This window comes from Cetobacterium sp., assembly GCF_048470075.1.
Taxonomy (GTDB): Bacteria; Fusobacteriota; Fusobacteriia; order Fusobacteriales; family Fusobacteriaceae; genus Cetobacterium_A.
The window spans coordinates 1-2,003 of record NZ_DBGBQB010000130.1 but is presented as its reverse complement, the minus strand read 5'-3'; the positions used below and the strand labels follow the sequence as shown (position 1 = coordinate 2,003).

The following is a 2,003-nucleotide window of genomic DNA, read 5'->3' as shown; positions in this document are numbered from 1 at the left end:
TGAATACAGACCAGTAACTAATACAACTATAATTTTACTTTTTACAGCTCTATTTTCAATTTTAACAAAAAAAAATTTAGAAAAACTTAATTCAAATCTTAAAATTAATTTGTTATCAACAATAAAAATTATAATAACTTTGCTATTGATTATAGTAGTTGGAGTATTTTCTTCTAGAGGTGGATTTTCAGAAGCAGTCTTAGATTGGGGAAGAGGTCATTATTCAGAGTTTTCTTATATGAATCAATTTAGTATAAATCCAATTTTTTCATTGGGAAGATCTTATTATAATCTAAAAAAGGAGCAAAAGAAGGGTAGAGCTTTGGAAAAAACCCTTTCAAAAGAGGAGCTTGAACACAATATAAGATTGTTAATAAAAGATAAAGATGCCAAGTATATTTCAGAAGAGAATCCTCTTTTAAGAATAACAAATACGAAAAAAAAGGAAGAAAATTATAATGTTGTAATAGTTTTAATGGAAAGTTTTATGTCAAAATATATAGGAGTTCAAGGAGCAAAACTTGATTTAACCCCAAATTTTAATAAACTGGCAAAAGAGGGAGTTTTATTTAATAATTTTTATGCAACAGGAACTAGATCAAATAGAGGAATAGCATCAGTAACGGTGTCTTTTCCTTCACCTAAGGTTATCTCTGTAACTAAAGAGTTTACAACAGGTCAAAAACCATTTTTTTCTTTACCAAATATTTTAAAAAAGAGAGGATATGAGACATCATTCATATATGGAGGAGATGCTGAATTCGATAATATGGCTGGTTTTCTAAAGTTAAATGGTATAGATAATATAATAGATGAACAAGATTTTTCTAAAGAGGATAGGACTATTAAATGGGGAGTTCCAGATGATAAACTATTTGAAAAAACCATAGAGTATTTGAAAAGTGTAAAAAAACCATTTTTTACAACAATTTTTACTTTAAGTAATCATGCACCGTATGACATAGATCCAAATTATAAACTCTTTAAAAATAATGAGTTTGGCGATTTGACAAATAGATTGAATGCTTTTCATTTTGCAGATATAGCATTAGGTCAATTTATAGAAAAAGTTAGGGAAGAAGAGTGGGCTAAAAATACACTTTTTGTTTTTGTAGCGGACCATGGATTTAAGACAGATTCTAATTTTGATTTGAATTGGGAAAACTTCAGAATTCCATTACTTTTATGGTCACCAGGAGATATTTTAGAATCCAAAGTCAGTACAATAACGTCTTCACAAGTGGATATACTTCCTACTGTGATGGGGATTTTAGGTGGTAAATATAAAAATTCAAGTTGGGGAAGAGATCTACTTAATATTTCTGATTCAGATAATGATTCATGCGCATATGTAGTTCAAAATAATTTTTATGGAGTGATTCAGAATAATCTTCTTCTTATTGATGGAGATGGTATTAAACCTAGGCTGATAGATATAGAAAAATCTGAATATGTAGATGATAAAGAGAGTTTGGATAAGTTACATAAGGCTACTAGAACATATTTAGAATTAGAAACCTATCAATTAAAGAATGGAACTTTTGCAGATTAAAAATTAAAAATAGAAGAGGATGTAATGTTTGAAATATTAAAAGAACTTGGAGTGTATGGAATTGCTTTAGCAGGGTTATTAGAGGCCACAATACTTCCTATTCCTATGGAAACAATCTCAATACCAATCTATCTTTCTTTAAAAGAAAGTGCTGTATATTTAGTGATAGTTTTAATTATTTTTTCAATATTAGGAAGTATTTTAGGTTATTTTTTTTGGCGCAAAATTAGTGATCCAATTAGGAATCATATTTTTGAGAAAGATATTTTTATAAAAGTAAAAAAAATGTATGAAAAGAATGCTTTTTTAGCACTGCTATCCTCTGCTATCACTCCGATACCTTTTGAAGGCTATGTTATAGCAGCAGGAATTCTTGAGATTGAGTTTAGAATATTTTTATTAGGCACAATTTTTAGTAGAATCTTAAGACATCTTCCACAAGGATTATTGA

General features: G+C 28.4%; 2 protein-coding genes. Both read left to right on the top strand.

Annotation, left to right across the window (positions count from 1 at the left end; all coding sequences use genetic code 11):
- A partial coding sequence (locus ACMOUI_RS04625; protein ID WP_418964565.1) for an LTA synthase family protein occupies positions 1 to 1,552 on the top strand: 1,552 nt, incomplete at its 5' end.
- A gap of 24 nt (positions 1,553 to 1,576) precedes the next feature.
- On the top strand, positions 1,577 to 2,003 hold a 427-nt coding region (locus ACMOUI_RS04620; protein WP_418964564.1), incomplete at its 3' end, for a YqaA family protein.